Origin of the sequence: Streptomyces sp. NPDC002701, from assembly GCF_042889045.1 — a bacterium.
GTDB lineage: Bacteria > Actinomycetota > Actinomycetes > Streptomycetales > Streptomycetaceae > Streptomyces.
Genome location: NZ_JBIAQL010000001.1, coordinates 520151 through 543191, shown reverse-complemented (window position 1 = coordinate 543191; position 23041 = coordinate 520151). Strand labels below are relative to the sequence as shown.

General features: G+C 70.8%; 22 protein-coding genes. 6 read left to right on the top strand and 16 right to left on the bottom strand.

The window, feature by feature from the left end:
• Nucleotides 1–124: 124 nt before the first annotated feature.
• The 4 genes from ACFYXC_RS02285 to ACFYXC_RS02270 all read right to left on the bottom strand — a co-directional run bounded on the left by ACFYXC_RS02285 (nucleotide 125) and on the right by ACFYXC_RS02270 (nucleotide 4643).
• Entirely contained in the window at nucleotides 125–1351 is a 1227-nt protein-coding gene (locus tag ACFYXC_RS02285) for an exo-alpha-sialidase (RefSeq protein ID WP_388908772.1), read from the bottom strand.
• Between the two features lie 245 nt (nucleotides 1352–1596).
• Nucleotides 1597–2307 (bottom strand): TerB family tellurite resistance protein, encoded by a 711-nt coding sequence (locus tag ACFYXC_RS02280; RefSeq protein WP_388908774.1) that lies wholly within the window; start codon nucleotides 2305–2307, stop codon nucleotides 1597–1599.
• Nucleotides 2308–2480: 173 nt separating this feature from the next.
• A complete protein-coding gene (leuA, locus tag ACFYXC_RS02275) occupies nucleotides 2481–4202 on the bottom strand; it encodes a 2-isopropylmalate synthase (protein ID WP_389545875.1) in 1722 nt (573 codons plus the stop codon).
• Nucleotides 4203–4493: 291 nt separating this feature from the next.
• Entirely contained in the window at nucleotides 4494–4643 is a 150-nt protein-coding gene (locus tag ACFYXC_RS02270) for a hypothetical protein (protein WP_389545872.1), read from the bottom strand.
• Between the two features lie 76 nt (nucleotides 4644–4719).
• Between ACFYXC_RS02270 and ACFYXC_RS02265 the strand changes: the two genes are divergently transcribed.
• The 3 genes from ACFYXC_RS02265 (at nucleotide 4720) to ACFYXC_RS02255 (ending at nucleotide 7666) form a co-directional block, all read left to right on the top strand.
• Nucleotides 4720–5790: a M4 family metallopeptidase gene (locus ACFYXC_RS02265; RefSeq protein ID WP_389545869.1), complete on the top strand. Its 1071-nt coding sequence runs from the start codon at nucleotides 4720–4722 to the stop codon at nucleotides 5788–5790.
• 22 nt (nucleotides 5791–5812) lie between these two features.
• Nucleotides 5813–6088 carry a protealysin inhibitor emfourin gene (locus ACFYXC_RS02260; protein ID WP_389545866.1) on the top strand — a complete coding sequence of 92 codons (276 nt, stop codon included), beginning with the start codon at nucleotides 5813–5815 and terminating at the stop codon, nucleotides 6086–6088.
• Nucleotides 6089–6262: 174 nt separating this feature from the next.
• Nucleotides 6263–7666 (top strand): GH1 family beta-glucosidase, encoded by a 1404-nt coding sequence (locus ACFYXC_RS02255; RefSeq protein WP_389545863.1) that lies wholly within the window; start codon nucleotides 6263–6265, stop codon nucleotides 7664–7666.
• Between the two features lie 63 nt (nucleotides 7667–7729).
• Here ACFYXC_RS02255 and era read toward each other — a convergent pair whose 3' ends face one another.
• Nucleotides 7730–8716, bottom strand: a complete 987-nt coding sequence (era, locus tag ACFYXC_RS02250; RefSeq protein ID WP_388908784.1) for a GTPase Era — start codon at nucleotides 8714–8716, stop codon at nucleotides 7730–7732.
• Between the two features lie 157 nt (nucleotides 8717–8873).
• On the opposite strand from era, the gene ACFYXC_RS02245 reads away from it, so the two are divergent.
• On the top strand, nucleotides 8874–9212 hold the full coding sequence (locus tag ACFYXC_RS02245) for a P-II family nitrogen regulator (protein ID WP_389545860.1): 339 nt from the start codon (nucleotides 8874–8876) through the stop codon (nucleotides 9210–9212).
• 11 nt (nucleotides 9213–9223) lie between these two features.
• Here the strand turns inward: ACFYXC_RS02245 and ACFYXC_RS02240 are convergent, their stop codons facing one another.
• Together ACFYXC_RS02240 and ACFYXC_RS02235 are read right to left on the bottom strand one after the other, a co-directional pair.
• On the bottom strand, nucleotides 9224–9694 hold the full coding sequence (locus ACFYXC_RS02240; RefSeq protein WP_389545857.1) for a hypothetical protein: 471 nt from the start codon (nucleotides 9692–9694) through the stop codon (nucleotides 9224–9226).
• Between the two features lie 160 nt (nucleotides 9695–9854).
• Complete coding sequence (locus ACFYXC_RS02235) at nucleotides 9855–10244, bottom strand: cytidine deaminase (RefSeq protein WP_389545854.1); 390 nt, start codon at nucleotides 10242–10244, stop codon at nucleotides 9855–9857.
• A gap of 258 nt (nucleotides 10245–10502) precedes the next feature.
• On the opposite strand from ACFYXC_RS02235, the gene ctaD reads away from it, so the two are divergent.
• Both ctaD and ACFYXC_RS02225 read left to right on the top strand, forming a co-directional pair.
• Complete coding sequence (gene ctaD, locus ACFYXC_RS02230) at nucleotides 10503–12152, top strand: cytochrome c oxidase subunit I (protein WP_388909133.1); 1650 nt, start codon at nucleotides 10503–10505, stop codon at nucleotides 12150–12152.
• Nucleotides 12149–12523 (top strand): hypothetical protein, encoded by a 375-nt coding sequence (locus tag ACFYXC_RS02225; RefSeq protein ID WP_389545851.1) that lies wholly within the window; start codon nucleotides 12149–12151, stop codon nucleotides 12521–12523. The genes ctaD and ACFYXC_RS02225 overlap by 4 nt, the downstream gene beginning before the upstream one ends.
• 68 nt (nucleotides 12524–12591) lie before the next feature.
• On the opposite strand, the gene ACFYXC_RS02220 is transcribed toward ACFYXC_RS02225, so the two are convergent.
• The 9 genes from ACFYXC_RS02220 to ACFYXC_RS02180 form a co-directional block, all read right to left on the bottom strand.
• Nucleotides 12592–12969 carry an MmcQ/YjbR family DNA-binding protein gene (locus tag ACFYXC_RS02220; RefSeq protein ID WP_388908794.1) on the bottom strand — a complete coding sequence of 126 codons (378 nt, stop codon included), beginning with the start codon at nucleotides 12967–12969 and terminating at the stop codon, nucleotides 12592–12594.
• Nucleotides 12966–14276, bottom strand: a complete 1311-nt coding sequence (locus ACFYXC_RS02215; protein ID WP_388908796.1) for a hemolysin family protein — start codon at nucleotides 14274–14276, stop codon at nucleotides 12966–12968. The genes ACFYXC_RS02220 and ACFYXC_RS02215 overlap by 4 nt, the downstream gene beginning before the upstream one ends.
• Nucleotides 14273–14770, bottom strand: coding sequence for an rRNA maturation RNase YbeY (gene ybeY, locus ACFYXC_RS02210; RefSeq protein ID WP_221352600.1), 498 nt, complete (start codon nucleotides 14768–14770; stop codon nucleotides 14273–14275). Before ybeY ends, ACFYXC_RS02215 begins: the two co-directional genes overlap by 4 nt.
• A 12-nt stretch (nucleotides 14771–14782) precedes the next feature.
• Nucleotides 14783–15841, bottom strand: a complete 1059-nt coding sequence (locus tag ACFYXC_RS02205; RefSeq protein ID WP_388908800.1) for a PhoH family protein — start codon at nucleotides 15839–15841, stop codon at nucleotides 14783–14785.
• A 166-nt stretch (nucleotides 15842–16007) separates the two neighbouring features.
• Nucleotides 16008–17117 carry a carbohydrate kinase family protein gene (locus ACFYXC_RS02200; protein ID WP_389545845.1) on the bottom strand — a complete coding sequence of 370 codons (1110 nt, stop codon included), beginning with the start codon at nucleotides 17115–17117 and terminating at the stop codon, nucleotides 16008–16010.
• 178 nt (nucleotides 17118–17295) lie between these two features.
• Nucleotides 17296–18297 (bottom strand): adenosine deaminase, encoded by a 1002-nt coding sequence (locus ACFYXC_RS02195; RefSeq protein WP_388908804.1) that lies wholly within the window; start codon nucleotides 18295–18297, stop codon nucleotides 17296–17298.
• A 20-nt stretch (nucleotides 18298–18317) separates the two neighbouring features.
• A complete protein-coding gene (locus ACFYXC_RS02190) occupies nucleotides 18318–19223 on the bottom strand; it encodes a ribonuclease Z (protein ID WP_389545843.1) in 906 nt (301 codons plus the stop codon).
• Nucleotides 19224–19229: 6 nt separating this feature from the next.
• Complete coding sequence (locus tag ACFYXC_RS02185) at nucleotides 19230–19583, bottom strand: histidine triad nucleotide-binding protein (protein ID WP_389545840.1); 354 nt, start codon at nucleotides 19581–19583, stop codon at nucleotides 19230–19232.
• A 148-nt stretch (nucleotides 19584–19731) separates the two neighbouring features.
• On the bottom strand, nucleotides 19732–23004 hold the full coding sequence (locus ACFYXC_RS02180; RefSeq protein WP_389545837.1) for a S41 family peptidase: 3273 nt from the start codon (nucleotides 23002–23004) through the stop codon (nucleotides 19732–19734).
• Nucleotides 23005–23041 lie beyond the last annotated feature (37 nt).

Sequence of the window (23041 nt, the reverse complement as noted above, 5' to 3'; positions counted from 1 at the left end):
CTCGTCCTCAACCGCCGGAGGGGCTGTAAAATCCAGCCCGTCCGGCTTTTGAGGACCGGGGGTTCGGGGGCTGGCCCCCGAGCAGTGACGGGAATGGGTAGGGGCGGCGGGGGCGAAAAAGGCGTTACCCCCGCAGCTCACCCAGCCCCAGCCGGCGGAACTCGATCCTCTCGTACGGGCCCGCCACCCCCGTCTCGTAGAGGAGCCCGACCCTGTCGGAGCTCAGCTGGACGAGGTCGGAGTACGCGGCCCGCAACGAGGACAGCGTCCGAGCCCTGGTGAAACTCACCCCGCGATCCCCACTGCGCCACACAGCCATGGACTGCCGAACCGTCGGCACGGACGGCCCGGAGAACAGCAGCGGCGCACCGGCCCGCCCCCGAACCTGCAGCACACTCCCCTGCACGACAGGCACCGCGTCGAGTGTCGGCTGCACCCGGTACGGCCGGTCGAGCGTGACACCCCCGTCACTGGAGTAGCTGTCGAGCCGGTTCCCCGCACTGCTCCCGTTCTGGTCGCGCGAGCTGAAGTACAGCCGCCCGTCGGGCAGTTGCGCCACCGCACTCTCGTTCGCGTTGTCGACCCCGTCGTACGAGTCGTCCACGAACCCGATCCGCCACGTCACGCCCCCGTCGTCGCTGTAGAGGGCATGCGCCCCGTAGTACCTGGCCTCCTGCCCGGTGTCGGCGGAGCCGTCCGGCGGCGCGGCCGAGTGGTTGGCCGGGACGACCAGGCGCCCGGCGTACGGCCCCCGGGTCAGCGCCACCGCGTGTCCGGGCCCGGTGGCGTACCACCGCCACCCGGGCCGTTTCACGGCGGTGGTGATCTCCCGGGGCGCGTCGAAGCGGCGCCCGTCGTCCCTGCTCGTCTGCACGAAGACCCGCCGGCTCTGCTCGGCCGTGACCTCGCCCCGCATTATCTGCGCCTCCGTCACAGCACCGCTGTTGTAGGACGTGAGGAGGACGACCTTGCCGGTACGGGGATCGACCACGGGCGCGGGATTGCCGCGGGTGTCGCCCCCGCCGGCCGCGACGACGGACTGCCGCCCCCACGTGCAGCCGCCGTCACCGGACCGTCTGAGGACGACGTCGATGTTGCCGGTGTCCCCGGCGCCGTTGTGTCTGCCCTCGGCGAAGGCGAGCAGCGCACCGGTCCTGGTCAGGACGGTGGCGGGGATGCGGTACGTGTCGTAGCCGTTCTGCCCCGCCACGAAGGGGACGGAGGAGACACACCCCCGCGACGGCCGGTCCGCGGCGGGCGCGGCGACGGCGGTCCCCGTGGAGACGAGTGCGGCGGTGAGCCCCGCGACGGCGGCGAGGGCGCCCAGGACGGTCGGACGAGGGCGGCTCATGAGGACCACGGTTCATCCTTACAGGAGAAGTGGACATGGGACGTGGGATGTCCCAGGTGAAACCAGTGCGCACCATGGGACAGGGCAATGCCCCTGCGGAGGGACAACGCCCGCGGGACAGGGAGGTGGCGGATCCGGAACGTACGCCGTCCCGGCGGTACGAGGACGCCGGGAGCGGAGAGGACGGCGGGAGCGGTCAGGACAAGGACGGATGGAGAGGTCAGGACACGGACGGCGGGAGCCGGTCAGGACGGCGTTCGGGCGGCCGTCAGGAGGCGCGTGACATCGTCGGCGCAGATCGTGAGCGCCGCACCGACCGTCGTGAGCGCCTCCCGTTCGGCGGGCGTGTACGGCCCGTCCGCGAGGGCGATCCGCGCCCCCTGGAGGAGGATCGCCTCACGGCCGGCGGGGGCGAGATGCGGGGCCAGCGGGTCCAGCGCCTCGTGCAGCTCTATGGACAGTCCCGGCCCGCACGGTTCGCCGAAGATCCGTCCGGTGTCGGCGGCGAGTGCCTCCACGAGCGCGGCCAGCTGCTCCTCCGTGCAGTCGTCGAAGCCCGCCGAGCGCACGGCGCCCGCGGCCGTCTCCAGCGACGTACGGGCGCACGTACCCCCCGCGGCCAGCACTGCGAGGGCGACGGTGTGGACGGCGTCCCGGAGCATCGCCGAGAAGCGGGTGGTGGTCGGGTGGTCGAGAACGTCCGCGCTGTAGTGGTGCGCGCAGGCCGCGCACTCCACGACGGGACCCGTCTCGCCGCGCGGCAGGACCGGGACACCGAGGCAGGTGAAGCGGCGGCGGCCGGTGAGGCGCTGGTAGTTGCGGTCGCCTCCGCAGCCCGGGCAGAAGAACTCGCCGTCACCGACGGTGGTCCACGCCGTCCTGGTTCCGAGGATGCGAGAGACGCCCACACTGCCGACACGGACAAACCGGCCGTTTCTACCCCATCCTGGCAGCACGTTCGCACCTCCGTAACCCCACGGCAACATCGCCGCGTTGGCGTGATGTTAGCCACATTGTCGATGCGGAGTCAGTACCCCGTGCGGGGCCAGTCGTCGACATGGCTGGATAAACGCAGCGGTCCCGCCCGCCTGTGAGGCGGACGGGACCGGAGAAACCCAGGTGAACGGCCCTATCGTGTGGCGCGGTTGACGGCGGAGACGACGGCCTTCAGCGACGCGCGTGTCGTATTCGCGTCGATGCCGATCCCCCACAGCACCTTGTCGCCGATCGCGACCTCGATGTACGAGGCGGCCACCGCGGAGGCGCCCTCGCTCATCGTGTGCTCCTGGTAGTCCAGCAGCCGGGCGTCCACCCCGATGCCCTGCAGTGCGTGGAAGAACGCGGAGATCGGGCCGTTGCCGGTGCCGACCAGGGTGGTCTCGGCGCCGTCCACCTCGGCCTCGACCGTGAGCGTGTCCACGCCGTCCTTGTCCGTCGTGGACTGGCCGTTGCGGACCTGGACGCGGCCCCACGGGTTGGCCGGGTTGGGCAGGTACTCGTCCTGGAAGGCCGCCCAGATGTCCTTGCCCGTGACCTCGCCGCCCTCGGCGTCGGTCTTCGCCTGGATGATCTTCGAGAACTCGATCTGCATCCGGCGCGGCAGGTCCAGCTTGTGGTCGTTCTTCAGGACGTACGCGATACCGCCCTTGCCGGACTGGGAGTTGACCCGGATGACGGCCTCGTACGAGCGGCCGACGTCCTTGGGATCGATCGGCAGGTACGGGACGGCCCACTCGATGTCGTCGACCGTGACGCCCTTGGCGGCCGCGTCGGCCTCCATCGCGTCGAAGCCCTTCTTGATGGCGTCCTGGTGGGAGCCCGAGAAGGAGGTGTAGACGAGGTCGCCGACGTACGGGTGGCGGGCGTGGACCTCCATCTGATTGCAGTACTCGGCGGTGCGGCGGACCTCGTCGATGTTCGAGAAGTCGATCTGCGGGTCGACGCCCTGCGAGAAGAGGTTCATACCCAGGGTGACCAGGTCGACGTTGCCGGTGCGCTCGCCCTGGCCGAACAGGCAGCCCTCGATGCGGTCGGCGCCGGCCATCAGCGCCAGCTCGGCGGCCGCGACCGCCGTACCGCGGTCGTTGTGGGGGTGCACGGACAGGCAGACGTACTGGCGACGGGACAGGTTGCGCGACATCCACTCGAAGCGGTCCGCGTGCGTGGAGGGGGTCGAGCGCTCCACGGTGGCCGGCAGGTTCAGGATGATCTCGCGGTTCGGTCCCGGCTGCCAGACGTCCATGACGGCCTCGCAGACCTCCAGGGCGAAGTCCAGCTCGGTGTCCGTGAAGATCTCGGGGCTGTACTGGTAGCCGAAGGCCGTCTCGGGGCCCAGCAGCTTCTCGGCGTACTCCATCACCAGACGCGTGCCGTCGACGGCGATCTGCTTGATGTCGTCCTTGGACCCGCGGAAGACGACGCGGCGGAAGACGGGCGCGGTGGCGTTGTAGAGGTGGACGTTGGCGCGCTTCGCGCCCTTCAGCGACTCGACGGTCCGCTCGATCAGGTCCTCACGGGCCTGCGTCAGTACGGAGATCGTGACGTCGTCCGGGATCGCGCCCGGTTCCTCGATGATCGAGCGCACGAAGTCGAAGTCGGTCTGGCCGGAGGCCGGGAAGCCGACCTCGATCTCCTTGTAGCCCATCTTGACCAGCAGGTCGAACATCTCGCGCTTGCGCGCGGGCGACATGGGGTCGATCAGTGCCTGGTTGCCGTCACGCAGGTCGGTGGAGAGCCAGCGGGGGGCGACGGTGATCCGGTTGTCCGGCCACGTACGGTCGGGGATGTCCACCTGGTCGTACGGGTGGTAGCGGTGGATCGGCATGGAGGTGGGCTGCTGGCGGTTGGCCATGATGCGAGGGCTCCTCTGGGTCCGTTCGATCCTCGGGACGGTGGGAGGTCCGAGGGACGGCCGACGGCGCAACGCCGAACTCCGCGGGGAGGGGGTCGGCCTCGACTACAGGCCCTCGCCGCGGCAGCTAAGGAGAAGCAGCCCGAAACGCATGATGCTCCGCATGGTATCGGAGTGACGACACGGGCGGCCCCCCGTATCACTATGCGGGACGAGGCATCACCCTCCAAAAGATTGCGCAGTTCCCCGGGCCCCTGGAACGAACACCGCACCCGCCGTCGCACGCGCACCTCAAGGATCGCGCAGTTCCTCGCGCCCCTGAAGGGGCCGCCCCGCCTCCACGCCGCACTTCGGGCGCGGGCCGACGCCGCCCAGGGGCGCGGGGAACTGCGCGATCAGCCACCGGGCGCGGTCGCCGTACACGAAACCGGATGCGCTCATCCCCCTTATCGACCTATTTCACCAATCATGGTTGCCCCTGGTGACAGGCAGGTAACGCAGTGCAATCGTGCCGGGCATGACGACAAACGGGGGCTTCGAGCCCGTCTTCTGCACCATCGTCCCGCCGCACGTCCTCGACACCCTGGCCCAGGCCGAGGACCCCACGCTCGCCGCCAAGGCACGCCGCACCCTGGAGCACGACGCCTTCGAGCGCACCCACCGCCGGCTGACCACCGTGCTGGGCGCCCCCGCCCTCGCCCCGCCGAGCGGCGCCGCCGAGGACAAGCCCAGCCGCACGATCCACGACGCTAAGCACCGGCAGGACCTCCCCGGCAAGAAGGTCCGCGGCGAGGGCGACAAGCCCGGCAAGGACGCCACCGTCAACCGCGCCTACGCCGGCCTCGGTGCGACCTTCGACCTGTTCTCGAAGACGTACCACCGCAACTCCATCAACGCCGAGGGCCTCCCGCTGTCCGCGACCGTGCACTTCGGCGAGGAGTACAACAACGCGTTCTGGAACGGCGAGCAGATGGTGTTCGGCGACGGTGACGGCGAGATCTTCCTCGACTTCACCATCCCGGTCGACGTCATCGGCCACGAACTCGCGCACGGCGTCACCCAGTACACGGCGAACCTCACGTACTTCGGCCAGCCGGGCGCGCTCAACGAGCACTTCTCGGACGTCTTCGGCTCGCTCATCAAGCAGTACACACTCGGCCAGACCGCCACCGAGGCCGACTGGCTGATCGGCGCGGGCCTGCTCGCCCCACGCGTCACGGGCACGGCCCTGCGGTCGATGAAGGCCCCGGGCACGGCGTACGACGACGACGTGCTCGGCAAGGACCCGCAGCCCGCCACCATGGACGACTACGTCCGCACCGGCCGCGACAACGGCGGCGTGCACATCAACTCCGGCATCCCCAACCACGCCTTCTACCTGGCCGCGAACGCGCTCGGCGGACACGCCTGGGAGCGTGCCGGACAGATCTGGTACGACGTGCTGACCGGCGGCGAGCTGGACTCGGAGGCTGACTTCACGGACTTCGCGACCCTCACCCTGGCGAAGGCCCGCACCTCGTACGGCGAGGGGGAGGAACTTCAGGCCGTCACGAAGGCGTGGGAACAGGTGGGGGTACCGACCAGGTGATTCCCGTACTAGACAGGGACCCATGCGTATTCGAGTGAGACGCACGGGCGGATTCGCGGGCATCGAGCGGCACGCCGAGGTGGACACCTCGGGGCGCCCCGACGCCCGGGAGTGGCACGCCCTGGCCGAGCAGGTGATCGCCACCGGCCGGGGCACGCCCCCCATGGGCGTCCCGGACGGCTTCGCCTACGAGATCACGGTCGACGACAGAACAATCCACTGCGCAGACCCCCACCTGACACCCCCCCAACAATCCCTCATAACAAAAACCCTAAAAGAGGGCACCCCCCACGTCTAAGGGGCGCGGGGGACGCAGCCCTTTAGGGGCGCGGGGAACTGCGCAGTCCTTTAGGGGCGCGGGGAACGGCGCAATCTTTTAGGGGCGCGGGGAACGGCGCGACCAGCCACAACGAACCCGCACCCGCCCCCGAACCCGTTGACTCCCCTGACCCGCATACGGATCATCGCGCGCATGGCGAACACGGCACCCCCGGCGACCACAACGAAACCCACACCCCCGACCCCACCCTCCCTCCCCCCGTTCCCACAAAACTTCCTCTGGGGAGTCAGCACCTCGGCCCACCAGATCGAGGGCGCCACCCACCACCGCACCCCCTCCGTCTGGGACACGTTCACCGCCCAACCGGGCAGGGTGAAGGACGGCTCGACGGCCGAGGTGGCCTGCGACCACTACCACCGCTACCCCGAGGACATAGCCCTCCTGCACGCCCTCGGCGTGAACGCGTACCGCTTCTCCGTCTCCTGGCCACGGGTGAACGCCCCCGGCGGCCTGGACTTCTACGACCGCCTGACGGACGGGCTGTGCGCCGCCGGCATCCGCCCGGTCCCGACCCTCTTCCACTGGGACCTGCCGCTGTCGGCCCAGGAGGCGGGCGGCTGGCTGCGGCGGGACACCGCCGAACGCTTCGCCGAGTACACCGCCAGGGTCGCCGCCCGGCTCGGTGACCGGATCACCAAGTGGATCACCCTCAACGAGCCCGCCGAACACACCCTGCTGGGCCACGCCCTGGGCGCACACGCTCCCGGCGAGCGGCTGCTCTTCGACGCCCTGCCCGTGGCCCACCACCAGCTGCTGGCCCACGGCCTCGCCGTCCAGGCCCTGCGCGCCGCCGGCGTCTCGGACATCGGCATCGCCAACTCGCACGGCCCGACCTGGCCCGCCTCCCGGGAGCCCGCGGACCTGGAGGCGGCCGGCTTCTACGATCTGCTGCTCAACCGCCTGTTCGCGGACCCGGTGCTGCTGGGGCGGTACCCGGAGGGCATCGGCGAGCTGATGCCCGGCGGCCCGGAGGACGTCGCGGCCGACCTGGAGATCATCGCAGAGCCGGTCGACTGGTACGGGATCAACTACTACGCCCCGACGAGGGTGGGCGCGCCCCAGGGCTCGGAGATCGAGTTCGGCGGACTGACCATGCCCGCCGAACTCCCCTTCTCCGTAAGGGAGATCGACGGTTATCCGGTCACGGACTTCGGCTGGCCGGTGGTACCGGAGGCCCTCACGGAACTGCTGGTGGACTTCCGCGAACGGTACGGCGACCGGCTCCCGCCCGTCGTCATCACGGAGAACGGATGCTCGTACGAAGGGCTCGACGACCAGGAGCGGATCGCCTACCTGGACGGACACCTGCGGGCACTGCACCGGGCGTCGTCGGAGCAGGGCGTCGACGTCCGCGGATACTTCGTGTGGTCGCTCCTCGACAACTTCGAGTGGGCCGAGGGGTACGCGCGCCGCTTCGGCCTGGTGCACGTCGACTTCGAGACGCTGGAGCGGACCCCGAAGGCGTCGTACCACTGGCTGCGGGAGGCACTGCGCACGCAACGCCGACAGGGGTCTTCCAGCCCGTCCGGCGGCTGAGAACGAGCGCGAAGCACGGCACGAAGCCCGGCACGGGACCCGGCAGGGGACGAGGAAAAAGCCTCAGAACCCCAGCTTGCGCAGCTGGCGAGGGTCCCGCTGCCAGTCCTTCGCCACCTTCACATGCAGGTCGAGGAAGACCGGCGTCCCCAACAGTGCCTCGATCTGCTTGCGCGACTTGATCCCGACTTCCTTCAGCCGCTTCCCCTTGGGCCCGATGATGATGCCCTTCTGGCTGGGCCGCTCGATGTAGACGAACGCGTGGATGTCGAGCAGCGGCTTGTCCGCGGGCCGGTCCTCGCGCGGAAGCATCTCCTCGACGACGACGGCGATGGAGTGCGGCAACTCGTCCCGCACCCCCTCCAGCGCGGCCTCCCGGATGAGCTCCGCCACCATGACCTGCTCGGGCTCGTCCGTGAGATCACCCTCGGGGTAGAGGGCGGGCCCCTCCGGCAGCAGCGGCACGAGCAGGTCGGCCAGGAGGTCGACCTGCTTGTCGGCGACAGCGGAGACGGGCACGATCTCGGCCCACTCGAAGCCGAGCTCCTTGCCGAGCTGGTCGATGGCGATGAGCTGCTCGGCGAGGGTCTTGCTGTCCACGAGGTCGGTCTTCGTGACGATCGCGATCTTCGGCGTCTTCTTGATGGACGCCAGTTCCTTCGCGATGAAGCGGTCACCGGGACCGAGCTTCTCGTTCGCGGGGAGGCAGAAACCGATCACGTCGACCTCGGCCCACGTCGTGCGGACGACGTCGTTGAGCCGCTCGCCGAGGAGCGTGCGCGGTTTGTGCAGCCCCGGGGTGTCCACCAGGATCAGCTGGGCGTCGGTCCGGTGGACGATGCCGCGCACCGTGTGCCGCGTGGTCTGCGGCTGGTTGGCGGTGATCGCCACCTTCTGGCCGACCAGAGCATTCGTGAGGGTGGACTTGCCCGCGTTGGGGCGGCCCACGAAGCAGGCGAAGCCCGCGCGGTGGGATGCCCCCGAGGATTCCGGGGACTCCGAGGATTCCGGCGGCTCGGGTGACTGGGTACGAACGCTCATGGCGCCCATTGTCCCTGATCGTCGGACACGCGCCGTACCAGGATCCGGACCCGGCCCCCGGCGCCCTTCGGAGCCGGCCCTTACGGCGCACGCGACGACGGCCTACGATCACGTCCGTCACCCCCTCCCCACCCCCCTCCCGCCCCGCAGAAGGCCAGGCCCCGGTATGAAGCTCATCACCGCGATCGTCAAGCCGCACCGCCTCGACGAGGTCAAGAACGCCCTCCAGGAGATCGGCGTGCACGGGCTGACCGTCACGGAGGCCAGCGGCTACGGGCGCCAGCGCGGCCACACGGAGGTGTACCGCGGTGCCGAGTACCGCGTCGACCTCGTGCCGAAGGTCCGTATCGAGGTGGTCGTGGACGACGCGGACGCCGAGCCCGTCATCGAGGCGGTCGTGCGGGCCGCACGGACGGGAAAGATCGGCGACGGCAAGGTGTGGGCGGTACCGGTGGAGACGGTGGTCCGGGTACGGACCGATGAGCGCGGCCCCGACGCCCTCTGACCCCGCGGGGCTCATTCGAAGACGAACGGGCCCGGCGCCTGGGGCCCCTGCGCCGTACACGTGACGGTGATGCCGAAGATCACCATCTCCAGGGACCCGCCGAAGGCTTCCAGGCTGTCGCCCGCCGCGACGGTGCCGGCCAGCGGGCCGACCGTGACACTGTCGCCCGCGGCCATCGCGGGGTTCTCGGTGCCCGTGAAGGCGGTCGTGCCGCCGCCGGCCTTCACCAGGGTGAGGGTGGAGGCGATCGAGTCCTCGGCGAGGGCGAGCGGGGCGGTGATCGAGGAGGTGACGGTGAGGGTGGCGGCGGTGCCGTCCTGGGTGGCCGTGAGGGTGGCCGTCCCGGCACCGTAGACGCCGCAGTCGGCGACGATCGTGGCCGTCTGGGGGACGACGGCGGCGGCGCCGGGGGCGAGGGCGAGGGCCGAGGCAAGGGTGCCGGCGGCCAGGGCCGCGCCGATTCCGAGTCGCTTGGCTGTCATGGGATTCCCTTCCCTTGTACGGGAATTGCCGGGTGGGGCCGGCCGGCGGGCCTCGCTGACGACACAGATCTGACGGCCCGTCGGAAGGGCTGGCGTCCATTGATGCGCGGGCGACTGGGGATTGCAAGAGAAACGGGGGTGATTCTTCCGCCGGACGCCGTCAGCCCGCGGTCACCGTGGAACGCACCGCCCCGTCCACCCCCGCGAGCAGCACCGGCGTGGCCGCCCCGCCGAGATCCCGTACCGCCGCGAGGTCCTCGTCCGGCAGGGACTCCCCCTCGGTCACCACGGCCGCCGCCTCCAGCGACGTCGCCCCGGAGGCCACGGCCATGGCCACCGCGGTCCGCAGCGCGCTGAGCCCGAGCGAGGGGAGGGCAACGGTGCCCGCCACATACGTACGCCCGTTGCCGTCCCGCACGGCGGCCCCCTCGGGCACCCCGTTGCGGGCCCGGGCGGCACGCGCCAGGGTGACGATCTTCCGGTCCTCGGGGTCGAGCGCGGCGCTGCCGATGCCGCTGACGCCGCCGGTGCTGTCGGTGCTGTCGGTCATGTCCAGAGCATACGAAGGCCCGCCGGCCCCTCGCGCGGCAGCCGTCCGAAGACGCCCGCGAAAGGCGCGTGTGCCCCCACGGCATCTGGTTACACGGCATGCGCTCCGTACTGCACAGCGCGTCAGCGTGCGATGCCAGGGTGTTTACGGAACCTTGATACCTGGATGCGGCATTTCGATGGATTAGGGGACCCGATGACTGCTGAGACGGAACCGGTCACGCTGGTGCCGGTCGAAGGGCGGCGCAGTAGAGGCCGCATGATCATCTCCTGGCTGACCACGACCGATCACAAGAAGATCGGCCATCTCTACCTGATCACGTCCTTCGGGTTCTTCCTGATCGGCGGGGTGCTGGCGATGGCGGTACGGGCCGAACTGGCCCGGCCCGGGCTGCAGTTCCTCTCCAGTGAGCAGTACAACCAGGCGTTCACCATGCACGGCACGATCATGCTGCTGCTGTTCGCCACCCCCACCTTCGCCGGGTTCGCCAACGCGATCATGCCCCTGCAGATCGGCTCCCCCGACGTCGCCTTCCCCCGCCTGAACATGTTCTCCTACTGGCTGTTCCTCTTCGGCGGGCTGATCGTCCTCTCCAGCTTCCTCACCCCCCAGGGCGCCGCCGACTTCGGCTGGACCGCCTACACCCCCCTCAGCGGCGGCGAACGCACCGCCTACGTCGGCGGTGACCTGTGGATCATGGGCCTGACCCTCGCCGGCTTCGGCACCATCCTGGGCGCGGTCAACTTCATCACCACGATCATCTGCATGCGCGCCCCCGGCATGACGATGTTCCGCATGCCGATCTTCGTGTGGAACGTGCTGCTCACCTCGGTCCTGGTCCTGCTGGCCTTCCCCGTGCTGGCCGCGGCCCTGCTGGCCCTGGAGGCGGACCGGAAGTTCGGCGCGCACATCTTCGACCCGGCGAACGGCGGACCGATCCTCTGGCAGCACCTCTTCTGGTTCTTCGGCCATCCCGAGGTCTACATCCTCGCGCTGCCCTTCTTCGGCGTCATCACCGAGATCATCCCGGTGTTCGCCCGCAAACCGATCTTCGGCTACATGGGACTGATCGGCGCCACCATCTCGATCACCGGCCTGTCCGTGACCGTATGGGCGCACCACATGTTCCCCACCGGGGCCGTCCTGCTGCCCTTCTTCTCCTTCATGAGCTACCTCATCGCCGTCCCCACCGGCGTCAAGTTCTTCAACTGGATCGGCACCATGTGGAAAGGGTCGATCTCCTTCGAACCTCCCATGCTGTGGGCGGCCGGTTTCCTCGTGACCTTCCTCTTCGGCGGCCTCACCGGCGTCCTGCTCGCCTCACCGCCGCTGGACTTCCACGTCCACGACAGCTACTTCGTCGTCGCCCACTTCCACTACGTCCTCTTCGGCACCATCGTCTTCGCCATGTTCGGCGGATTCAGTTTCTGGTGGCCGAAGATGACCGGCACCATGCTCGACACCCGCCTGGAGAAGATCCATTTCTGGACCCTCTTCGTCGGCTTCCACACCACCTTCCTCATCCAGCACTGGCTCGGCGCCGAAGGCATGCCCCGCCGTTACGCCGACTACCTGGCCGCCGACGGCTTCACCGCCCTCAACACCGTCTCCTCCATCGGCGCCTTCCTCCTGGGCCTGTCCACCCTCCCCTTCCTCTACAACGTGTGGAAGACCGCCAAGTACGGCAAGAAGATCGAGGTCGACGACCCCTGGGGCTACGGCCGCTCCCTCGAATGGGCCACCTCCTGCCCGCCGCCGCGCCACAACTTCACCACCCTGCCGAGGATCCGCTCCGAATCCCCCGCCTTCGACCTCCACCATCCGCGGCTGGCCCACCACGAGCACCACGAGAACCTCGGCAAGCGCGACGCGGTGGACGCCGAGAGCCACAAGGGCGAACCGCGGTGATCCCCGGCCGCTCGTCCGGCCGGCCGGACCGGCCGGGCGCCGCGCTGGCCAACGAGGTGGAGGGCTATCTCCTGCTGCGGGCCGAACGGGACCAGGCACGACTGGAGGCCACGGCCCTGTGCGCCCGGCTGCCCTGGCTCACCACGGCGCAGGCCGAAGACCTGTCGCGCCACTACGTCGAGCAGCGCCTCGGGCTGACCAGGCAGGCGCTGCAGGTCACCGCCGACCGGGCGCACCGGCTGCGGGCGGAGTACGAGGCGCGCCACGCCGTGCTGCGGCGGACCCTGCTGAAGTGGCACGCGGCCTGCGCCTCGCTCGTCCTCACCGCCGCCGGCACGGCGGGCACCGGCCTGTACGTCCTCGCCCGGTGACACCGGCCCCGCCACCGGTCGCGCACCCGGTCGGGGCCGGCGAAAGCCCTCGGCCGCCGGCGCCGGGCTCAGGGCCGGTCGAGCCGGAGCCGCTCGGCCCTCGGCAGGCCGGCCACCACCAGGTCGTACGAGTCCTCGACGAGCTCCCGGACCAGCCGGTCCGGGAGGGCGGCGCCGGTCCCCTCCGCGGCACCGACCGTCACCGTGTTCCAGTGGCGCTTGTTCATGTGCCAGCCGGGGACGATCAGGCCCTCGTGCTCGCCGCGCAGCCGCACCGCGTCCTCGGGGTCGCACTTCAGGTTGACCGTGAGGGGGGTGGCCTCCAGGGAGCTGAGCGCGAACATCTTCCCCAGCACCTTGAAGACCGAGGTCTCGGGGTTGAAGGGAAACTCCTCCACGGCGGCGTTGAAGGACAGGCAGAGCGCGCGCAGCTCCCGCGGGGTCACTCCGGCTTCTCCTCCTCGGCATCGGCCGGTGCGACGGCCTCGACGGGCTCGACCAGGACAGTGACGATCTTGTTGCGCCGGCCGGCCGACGCCTCGGCCGTCAGCCGCAGTTCACGGCCGTCGGGCAGTTCGACCACCGACGAGGCGCCGGCGATGGGCACGCGGCCCAGCGCCTTGGCGAGCAGTCCGCCGACCGTCTCCACGTCCTCGTCGTCGTACGCCTCGAAGCCGTACAGCTCGCCGAGGTCGCCGATGTCGAGCCGCGCGGTCACCCGGTAGCGGTCGTCGCCGAGCTCCTCCACGGGCGGCAGCTCACGGTCGTACTCGTCGGTGATCTCGCCGACGATCTCCTCCAGGATGTCCTCGATGGTGACGATGCCGGCCGTGCCGCCGTACTCGTCGATGACGACGGCGACGTGGTTGCGGTCCTGCTGCATCTCGCGCAGCAGGTCACCGGCGTTCTTCGTGTCCGGGACGAAGGCGGCGGGCCGCATCGCCGTGGACACCAGCTCGCTCTCCGCGTCCCGGCTGATGTGGGTCTTGCGGGCCAGGTCCTTCAGGTACACGATCCCGACGACGTCGTCCTCGCTCTCCCCGGTGACGGGGACGCGCGAGAAACCGGACCGCAGGGCCAGGGTGAGCGCCTGCCGGATGGTCTTGTACCGCTCGATGACCACCAGGTCCGTCCGCGGGACCATCACCTCGCGGACCAGCGTGTCGCCCAGCTCGAAGACGGAGTGCACCATCCGGCGCTCCTCGTCCTCGATGAGCGACTCCTTCTCGGCGAGGTCGACCATCGCCCGCAGCTCCGCCTCGGAGGCGAACGGACCGCGCCGGAAGCCCTTGCCGGGGGTGAGCGCGTTGCCGATGAGGATGAGCAGGGGCGGGATCGGCCCCATGATCCGGGCGAGCGGCAGCAGCACGTACGCCGCCGCCGTGGCCGTGTTCAGGGGGTGCTGGCGGCCGATGGTGCGCGGTGAGACACCGACCGCGACGTACGAGACGAGGACCATCACCCCGATGGCGACGGCCAGCGCCTCCCAGGTCTCCGGGAACTCCTTCAGGCACGCGTACGTGACGAGGGCCGCGGCGGCCATCTCACAGGCGACGCGCACCAGCAGCGCCACGTTCAGATAGCGCGTCGGGTCGGCGGCCACCTGGGCGAGCTTGCCGCTGCCGCGGCGCCCGGAGCGGACCGCCTCCTCGGCGCGGAAGCTGGAGACGCGCGCGAGACCGGCCTCCGCGCAGGCGGCGAGCCAGGCGACCACGACGAGCGCGACGGCGCCCAGGACGAGTTGCGGGCTCATGAGACGGTCGGAGCCGGTGAGGGGCCGGTCAGGCCCTTCTCCGCACGCCAGCCGTCCACGATGGCCGCCTGCAGACCGAACATCTCGGCCTTCTCGTCGGCCTCCTCGTGGTCGTAGCCGAGCAGGTGCAGCACCCCGTGGACGGTGAGGAGCTGGAGCTCCTCGTCCATGGAGTGCTGCGTCTCGGCGTCCTTGCCCTGCTGCTCGGCGACCTCCGGACACAGCACGATGTCACCGAGCAGCCCTTGCGGCGGCTCGTCGTCGTCCTTGGTGGGCGGCCGCAGCTCGTCCATCGGGAACGACATGACATCGGTGGGGCCCGGCAGGTCCATCCACTGGATGTGCAGCTGCTCCATGGCGTCGGTGTCCACGACGATCACCGAGAGCTCGGAGAGCGGGTGGATGCGCATCCTCGCGAGGGCGTAGCGGGCGATGTCGAGGATCGCCTGCTCGTCGACCTCGGTTCCGGACTCGTTGTTGACGTCGATCGACATGGTCGCGCTGGTCTACTTCCGTTTGGTACGGGCGCCCTTGTGGGTGCCGTTCTCCGTGCCGTTCTCACTGTCGTACTTCTCGTACGCGTCGACGATACGGCCGACCAGCTTGTGCCGTACGACGTCCTGGGACGTGAGCCGGGAGAAGTGGACGTCGTCGAGGCCCTCCAGGATGTCCTGGACCTGACGCAGACCGGACTTCGTCCCGCTGGGCAGGTCGACCTGTGTCACGTCACCAGTGATCACGATTTTCGACTCGAAACCAAGCCGGGTGAGGAACATCTTCATCTGCTCGGCACTGGTGTTCTGCGCCTCGTCCAGGATGATGAAGGCGTCGTTGAGCGTCCGGCCGCGCATGTAGGCCAGTGGCGCGACCTCGATCGTGCCCGCCGCCATCAGCCGCGGGATCGAGTCCGGGTCGAGCATGTCGTGCAGCGCGTCGTACAGCGGGCGCAGGTACGGGTCGATCTTCTCGTAGAGCGTGCCGGGCAGGAAGCCGAGCCGCTCTCCGGCCTCCACCGCGGGGCGGGTCAGGATGATGCGGTTGACCTGCTTGGACTGCAGGGCCTGCACGGCCTTGGCCATGGCGAGGTAGGTCTTGCCCGTACCGGCGGGACCGATGCCGAAGACGATGGTGTGCTTGTCGATGGCGTCGACGTACCGCTTCTGGTTGAGCGTCTTGGGGCGGATGGTGCGGCCTCGCGAGGACAGGATGTTCTGGGTGAGGACCTCGGCCGGTGTCTCCGGGCCGTCACCCTCCCCGTTCTCAGTCGCCCGCAGCATGGCGATCGAGCGTTCCACCGCGTCCTCCGTCATCGGCTGTCCGGTGCGGAGCACCAGCATCATCTCGTCGAACAGGCGCTGGACGAGTGCCACTTCACGGGCGTCGCCGACGGCGCTGATCTCATTGCCCCGGACATGGATGTCGGCCGCCGGGAAAGCCTTCTCGATCACGCGCAGGAGGGCGTCCCCGGATCCCAGCACGGTCACCATGGGGTGCTTGGCGGGGACGGTGAACTGCGCTCGTGACTGCCCCTGCGCGGGGGTGTGAGCTGTGGGTGTCTGCGTCATGGGCCGGCTCTGAAGGCCGCTCATCCTCCTCGGTGAGGCACGCTTGCCGGTACGGCAGCCTTGTGCTCCCAAGAGTACGTCGGGCCACCGACAACGCCGTAGGACTTTTCCGTGGCACCTGTGGCACCTGTGGCCCCAGAGGTCACCGGGTGTGCCTCTTGTGCCCTCATGCGGGGCTGCGGAACCCGATCGTCGGTACGGCCCGTCTCAGGGGCCACGTCCGGGTGGTCCGCGGCAGCAGCGCCTCCAGGAAGGAGTAGCGGCCGAGCGCGGCGGGATCCTGGTCGTCGTAGGACTGCACCTTGCGCCACCACGCGGCGATCTCCGACCAGCCGGGGGCGGACAGCGAGCCCCCGAACTCCTGGACCGACAGGGCGGCGGTGAGGCCCGCGAAGGCGAGCCGGTCGGCGAGCGGCCAGCCGGCCAGCGTGCCAGTCACGAACCCGGCGACGAAGACGTCCCCGGCGCCGGTCGGGTCCATCGCCTCGACCTCGATGGCCGGGACCTCGGCGGTCTCGCCGGTCCGGCGGTCCACGGCGTACGCGCCCTCGGCGCCGAGCGTGACGACGGCGAGGGGTACGTGTTCGGTGAGCGCGTGCGCGGCCGCACGCGGGCACGAGGCGCCCGTGTACCGCATGGCCTCCTCGGCGTTCGGCAGGAACGCCTCGCAGTGCCGCAGGTCGGGGAGTCCGGCGAGGTCCCAGCGTCCCGTGTCGTCCCAGCCGACGTCGGCGAAGACGCGGGTGCCCTTGCTCGCCGCGGTGGCGACCCAGTGCGCGCTCGTGCCGGGCGTCAGCGAGGCGACGGCCGCCCGCGCGCGGGGCGGACAGTCGGGGGCGGGCTCCTCAGGGGGCGGCTCGTGGCCGTGGCTCACCATGGTGCGCTCGCCCTCGTACGCCATCGAGACGGTCACCGGGGAGTGCCAGCCGGGTGCGGTACGGGACGCGGAGAGGTCGATGTGCTCGCCCTGCTCCAGGGCGTCCCAGCAGTACTCCCCGTAGTGGTCGTCCCCGAAGGCCGCCGCGAGGGACGTCTTCAGGCCGAGCCTGGCCAGCGCGGTCGCCATGTTGGCGACACCGCCGGGGCTCGACCCCATGCCGCGGGCCCAGGACTCGGTGCCCCGGACCGGGGCGGAGTCGAGGCCGGTGAAGATGATGTCGAGGAAGACGGTGCCGGTGAGGTAGACGTCCCAGGGCGGGTCGTCGGGGCGGCGCAGTTCGGCGAGAGGGTCGAACGGGGCCTGTCGGTACGGTCCCTTCCCGTTGGACGCGGTCACGGTGCGCTCCCCTGAGTGGTGCGTTTTCAGGCCAGTGTGCACCAGACGCTCCGCTGTGGCCTTGACGGTGACACGCCGGCGGGCTCTGCGGGTTCGCCGTGACCGCAAAAGATTGCGCAGTTCCCCGCGCCCCCGAAAGGGGCGCGGGGAACTGCGCAATCTTTTGCGGTGCGTCCGGTTACGGGAACTCGTATGTCTCGACCTCGGTGAGGTAGCGGTTCCGGCGCTCCTCGTCGTGTTCGAGGAACGCCGCGACGAACGAGTTGCGGGCCAGCTCGCGCAGCCGCTCGGGCGACAGCCCCAGCGCCGCGCGCACCGCGTCGAAGTTGTCCCCGGCGTACCCGCCGAAGTAGGCGGGGTCGTCGGAGTTGACCGTGCACAGCAGCCCCGCGTCGAGCATCGCGGGCAGCGGATGCTCCGCCAGCACGTCGACGGCCCGCAGCCGTACGTTGGACAGCGGGCACACCGTCAGCGGCACCCGCTCCCGCACCAGCCGCGCCACCAGCTCCGGGTCCTCCACGCAGCGCAGCCCGTGGTCGATCCGCTCGGCCCCGAGCACGTCGAGCGCCTCGGTGATGTACGCGGGCGGCCCCTCCTCACCGGCGTGCGCGACCCGGCGCAGACCGAGCGCGGCCGCGGCCTCGTACACCGCGCGGAACTTCGCCGGCGGGTGCCCGACCTCGGCGGAGTCGAGCCCCACGCCGACGATCGGCCCGTGCGGCGCCAGGTACGGCTTCGCCGCCTCCAGGGTCTCCATCGCGGACTGCGCGGACTCGTCCCGCAGGAAGCACATGATCAGCTGGGTGGAGACGCCGTGCACGGCCTCGCCGCGGTCCAGCGCCCTCCCCAGCCCCTCCACCACGGTCCCCATCCCCACGCCCCGCGCGAGGTGCGCCTGCGGGTCGAAGAAGATCTCCGCGTGCCGTACGCCCTGCGCGGCGGCGCGCGCGAGGTACGCGTCGGCGAGGTCCGCGAAGTCGTCCTCGGTCCTCAGCACGGCCATCAGCCCGTAGTACAGGTCCAGGAACGACTGCAGGTCGGAGAACTCGTACTCCTTGCGCAGCGTCTCCGTGTCGGCGTAGGGCAGCGCGACCCCGTTGCGGGCGGCCAGAGCGAAAGCGAGCTCGGGCTCCAGTGTGCCTTCGATGTGCAGGTGCAGTTCAGCTTTGGGGATGGGCATCGAAGAATGGTACGGGTGTTTCACCGACGCTTCGGAACCGGCACCCTCAGCAGATCGTGCGCCACCGTCAGCTCCCCCTTGAACCCGGCGGCCCGCGCCTGCCGTTCGAACTCCTCGGGGTCGGAGTACCGCTGACTGAAGTGCGTCAGCACCAGGTGCCGTACCCCCGCGTCCCGCGCCACGGTCGCCGCCTGCCCGGCGGTGAGGTGCCCGTGGTCGACGGCGAGCCGCACGTCCTCGTCCAGGAACGTCGACTCGATGACGAGCAGGTCGCAGCCCTCCGCCAGCGCGTACACCCCGTCGCACAGCCGGGTGTCCATGACGAACGCGAACCGCTGCCCGCGCCGCACCTCGCTGACGTCGTCCAGCGTGACGTCCCCGAGCGTCCCCTCCCGCTGGATGCGCCCCACGTCCGGTCCCCCGACCCCGTGCGCGGCGAGCCGCTCGGGCAGCATGCGCCGCCCGTCGGGTTCGACCAGCCGGTACCCGTACGACTCGACGGGGTGCGAGAGCCTGCGGGCCTGGAGGGTGTACGACTTCGTGGCCGCGAGCACCCCGTCGGCGTCCACCGGGGCCTCGGTCAGCGCGACCGTCTCGCGGTAGGCGGTCGCGTACCGCAGCCGGTCGAAGAACCTCTGTCCGGAGCGCGGGTAGTGCGCGCTGATCTCGTGCGGCACCCGGTCGAGGTTGATCCGCTGGATCACCCCGGCGAGGCCCAGCGAGTGGTCGCCGTGGAAGTGCGTGACGCAGATCCGGTGCAGGTCGTGCGAGGCGACCCCGGCCCGCAGCATCTGCCGCTGCGTGCCCTCGCCGGGGTCGAAGAGGATGCCCTCGCCGTCCCAGCGCAGCAGGTAGCCGTTGTGGTTGCGGTGCCGGGTGGGAACCTGGCTGGCGGTCCCGAGGACCACCAGTTCACGTACGGACACGCGCGTCTATCCCGGAGGCCACTGCAGTCCGCGGCCGCCCAGCACGTGGGCGTGCACGTGGAAGACCGTCTGTCCTGCCCCGCTGCCGGTGTTGAAGACGAGGCGGTAGCTGTCGAGCTTCTCCTGTGCCGCGACCTCACCGGCCTCGCGCACGACGTCCGCGAGGATCGCGGGTTCCGCGGCGGCGAGGGAGGCCGCGTCCGGGTGGTGGACCCTGGGGATCACCAGGACGTGGGTGGGCGCCTGCGGGTTGATGTCCCGGAAGGCGAGAGTGGTCTCGGTCTCGTGGACGACGGTCGCGGGAATCTTCCCCCCGACGATCTTGCAGAACAAGCAGTCGTCCTGCGGTTCCCCTGCCATTGTCCGGCCTCCTCGCTGGATGATCGTTGCCCCGGCATGGTACCGACCGCCCCGTCGCCATACGGGGGGTGCGGGCAGCGCCCGCTTTTCAGGGGCGCGGGGAACTGCGCGACCAGCGCCCACGCACCCGCACCCGAAGAACCGCCCGTCACAACCCCGGCAGAAGCGGCGCAGCCCTCGCCGGGCTCTCCTCGAGCGCCTCCAGCGCGATACGGATCGCGGCGTCGAGCTGGACGTCTCGCCCGGCGGCATGGTCCTGGGGCGCCTGGACGACCTCGACGTCCGGATCGACCCCGTGGTTCTCCACCCCCCACTCGTACCCCTCCAGCCAGAACGCGTACTTGGGCTGGGTGACCAGCGTCCCGTCGACCAGCCGGTACCGGCTGTCGATCCCGATGACTCCGCCCCAGGTGCGCGTACCGACGACGGGCCCGATGCCCAGCGCCTTGATCGCCGCGTTGACGATGTCCCCGTCCGAGCCCGAGAACTCGTTGGCGACCGCGACGACGGCCCCGCGCGGCGCGTCCTCCGGATAGCTCGTCGGCCGCATCCCCCGCGCGAGGTCCCAGCCGACGATCCGCCGGGCGAGCTTCTCGACGACGAGCTGCGAGGTGTGCCCGCCGCGGTTCTCGCGGACGTCCACGACCAGCCCCTCCCGGGCCACCTCGATCCGCAGGTCGCGGTGGATCTGCGCCCAGCCGGGCGCCTGCATGTCGGGCACGTGCAGATACCCGAGCCGTCCGCCGGACTTCTCGTGCACGTAGGCCCGCCGGTCGGCGACCCACGCGTGGTAGCGCAACGGCTCCTCGTCGGACACCGGGACGACCACCGCGTGCCGCGGATCTCCGCCGCCCGCCGGGGAGACGGTCAGCTCGACGGGCTTGCCCGCGGTGCCGACGAGGAGCGGTCCCGGTCCCGCGACCGGGTCGACGGGCTGCCCGGAGACGGCCACGATCGCGTCCCCGGCGCGCACCGCGACACCGGGCGCGGCGAGGGGTGACTGCGCGTCGGGGTCGGAGGTCTCCGACGGCAGGATGCGGTCGATGCGCCACTGCGCCGTCCCCCGGGGGCCGTCCTCGTGGCGGGAGATGTCGGCGCCGAGCAGCCCCTGCCGGTCCCCGTGGCCGGACCCGCCGCGCGGCATGACGTACGCGTGCGAGGTGCCGAGTTCGCCCTGCACCTCCCAGAGGAGGTCGACGAGGTCGTCGTGGGTGGCGACCCGTTCGAGGACGGGCCGGTAGCGGTCCAGTACACCGTCCCAGTCGGTGCCGCCGAGGTCGGGGCGCCAGAAGTTGTCGCGCATGAGACGGCCGGTCTCGTCGTACATCTGCCGCCACTCGGCGGCCGGGTCGACGATCTGGCGGATGCGCGACAGGTCGACGGTGATGTTGGTGTCGCTGCCGTCGTCGTTCGAGGCGCGCCGGTCGCTCGGTACGACCTTCAGCTTGCCGTCGGTCCACAGCAGGATGCGTTTGCCGTCGCCGGTGACCAGGAAGCCGTCGGCGTCCGAGGCGAGGTGCTCGATGCGCTGCTGGACGAGGTCGTAGCGCTCCAGGTCGGTCTTCGGGTCCGGGTCGTCGGGGGTGGCGCGGGACGCCCCGAGGACGCCCCGGACCGGGTGCCGCAGCCACAGCAGTCCGTCCTTGGCGGCCCGCAGCCCCGTGTAGCGGGCGGCCTCGACGGGGAACGGCACGATGCGGTCACCGAGCCCGTCGAGGTCGATGCGGGTGGCGGGTGAGCCCTCGCTGTCGGGCGTCTCGTCCTTGTCGGGTGCCTCGAAGGGCCGGCCGTGCCGCTGCGGTCCGAAGGGCGAAGGCGTGGTCGCGGCGAGGGTGATGAGGTGCGGCCGCGAGCCGCCGACGAACGCCAGGTCGAAGACGTGCTCGTCGTAGACGGGGTCGAAGGACCGCGCGGACAGGAACGCGAGGTGCTTGCCGTCGAGGGTGAACGCGGGCGCGTAGTCGCGGAACCGCAGCGGTGTCGCCTCGGTCACCGACAGGTCCGCGGTGTTGGCGAGCTTGAGCTGGCGCAGCGGGCGCGGGCCGGGGTGCGACCAGGCCAGCCAGGCCGAGTCGGGTGAGAAGACGAGCCCGGTGACCTCGCCGTCCTCGCTGCGGTCGACCTCCCGGACCTCGCCGGTCTCCCGCTCGACGAGCAGCACGCGGCCGTCGTGCGAGGCGACCGCGGCACGGCTGCCGTCGGGGGCCATCGCGAGTCCGAGGACGCGCCCCAGTTGTCCGGCGGCGAGCCGGCGCGGGGTCGCTCCCGGTGCCATGCCGGTCGCCGGGGCGAACTCCAGCGCGTCGTCGCCCTCCGCGTCCGTCGCCCACACCACGTGCTCCTCGCCGTCGGCGCGGAAGGTGCGGGGCAGCCTGGCCCGTACGCCCTGTTCGGCGGCGAGCGCGCGGGTGGGGCCCGAGCGGTGGGTGACCCAGTGGACGGCTCCGCGCACGGAGACCGCGCTGCCGCGTCCGGTGTGGTCGGGGGCGGCGGCCCCGAACCAGCGCGCCGCGTTCACCGGATGGGGCTGCAGGTCGACGCGCTGTCCGCCGAGCCGGACGTCGAGCCGCCGCGGCTCGGCCCCGTCGAGGTCGTCGAGGATCCACAGCTGCCCGGCGGACGCGTACACGACGCGGGTGCCGTCGGTGGAGGCGTGCCGGGCGTAGAAGCCGTCGATGCCCGTGTGCCGCCGCAGGTCCGACCCGTCGGCGAGGGAGGAGTACACGGCCCCCACGCCCTCGTGGTCGGAGAGGAAGACGACTCGGTCGCCGACCCACGACGGATACTCCAGGTTCCCGTCGAGGTCGGCGTGCAGCCGTACGAACTCCCCGGCCTCCCCGTCGCCCTCGCGGTCGATCCACAGTTTGCCCGCGGTGCCGCCGCGGTAGCGCTTCCACCAGGCGGCCTCGCGCCCCATGGGAGCGGAGAGCAGTACGGTGCCCGGGCCGTACGCCACGTCGCCGACGGGCCCGTACGGCAGGGTGGTCGCGGGTCCGCCGTCGAGCGGGACGGCCCGGGCCCAGCTGCGGCGCAGGCTCGCCTGGCCCTGCGTGCTGAGCGCGAGGACCTCGCCCTGCGGGGTCCAGCCACGCACCTGGGTCCGCCAACTGCCCCAGTACGTCAGGCGCTTGGCGGCACCGCCGTCGACGGACGCGACATGGACCTCGGGAGCGCCGTCACGGGTCGACGTCCAGGCGACGGCCGTCCCGTCCGGGGAGATGCGCGGGTGGTTCACCGCGACGTTGTCGGCGCTGACCCGCCAGGCGCGGCCGCCGTCGAGCGGCGCGACCCAGACGTCGTCCTCGGCGGTGAAGGCGAGCAACTCGCCGTGCAGGTGCGGATACCGGAGATACGCAGACGACTCGGACGCTCCGGAAAAGGCGGCGGACGCGGCGGTTGCTGCGGATGCGGGCTGTGTCACCCGATCACCCTATGCAGTCGCCCCGTCCGCGACCAGA

Coding starts and splice junctions, on each gene's coding strand:
- ACFYXC_RS02285 (WP_388908772.1), bottom strand. CDS start 1,351: ATGAGCCGCCCTCGTCCGACCGTCCTGGGCGCCCTCGCCGCCGTCGCG.
- leuA (WP_389545875.1), bottom strand. CDS start 4,202: ATGGCCAACCGCCAGCAGCCCACCTCCATGCCGATCCACCGCTACCAC.
- ACFYXC_RS02270 (WP_389545872.1), bottom strand. CDS start 4,643: ATGAGCGCATCCGGTTTCGTGTACGGCGACCGCGCCCGGTGGCTGATC.
- ACFYXC_RS02265 (WP_389545869.1), top strand. CDS start 4,720: ATGACGACAAACGGGGGCTTCGAGCCCGTCTTCTGCACCATCGTCCCG.
- ACFYXC_RS02260 (WP_389545866.1), top strand. CDS start 5,813: ATGCGTATTCGAGTGAGACGCACGGGCGGATTCGCGGGCATCGAGCGG.
- ACFYXC_RS02255 (WP_389545863.1), top strand. CDS start 6,263: ATGGCGAACACGGCACCCCCGGCGACCACAACGAAACCCACACCCCCG.
- era (WP_388908784.1), bottom strand. CDS start 8,716: ATGGGCGCCATGAGCGTTCGTACCCAGTCACCCGAGCCGCCGGAATCC.
- ACFYXC_RS02245 (WP_389545860.1), top strand. CDS start 8,874: ATGAAGCTCATCACCGCGATCGTCAAGCCGCACCGCCTCGACGAGGTC.
- ACFYXC_RS02240 (WP_389545857.1), bottom strand. CDS start 9,694: ATGACAGCCAAGCGACTCGGAATCGGCGCGGCCCTGGCCGCCGGCACC.
- ACFYXC_RS02235 (WP_389545854.1), bottom strand. CDS start 10,244: ATGACCGACAGCACCGACAGCACCGGCGGCGTCAGCGGCATCGGCAGC.
- ctaD (WP_388909133.1), top strand. CDS start 10,503: ATGATCATCTCCTGGCTGACCACGACCGATCACAAGAAGATCGGCCAT.
- ACFYXC_RS02215 (WP_388908796.1), bottom strand. CDS start 14,276: ATGAGCCCGCAACTCGTCCTGGGCGCCGTCGCGCTCGTCGTGGTCGCC.
- ybeY (WP_221352600.1), bottom strand. CDS start 14,770: ATGTCGATCGACGTCAACAACGAGTCCGGAACCGAGGTCGACGAGCAG.
- ACFYXC_RS02205 (WP_388908800.1), bottom strand. CDS start 15,841: ATGACGCAGACACCCACAGCTCACACCCCCGCGCAGGGGCAGTCACGA.
- ACFYXC_RS02195 (WP_388908804.1), bottom strand. CDS start 18,297: ATGCCCATCCCCAAAGCTGAACTGCACCTGCACATCGAAGGCACACTG.
- ACFYXC_RS02185 (WP_389545840.1), bottom strand. CDS start 19,583: ATGGCAGGGGAACCGCAGGACGACTGCTTGTTCTGCAAGATCGTCGGG.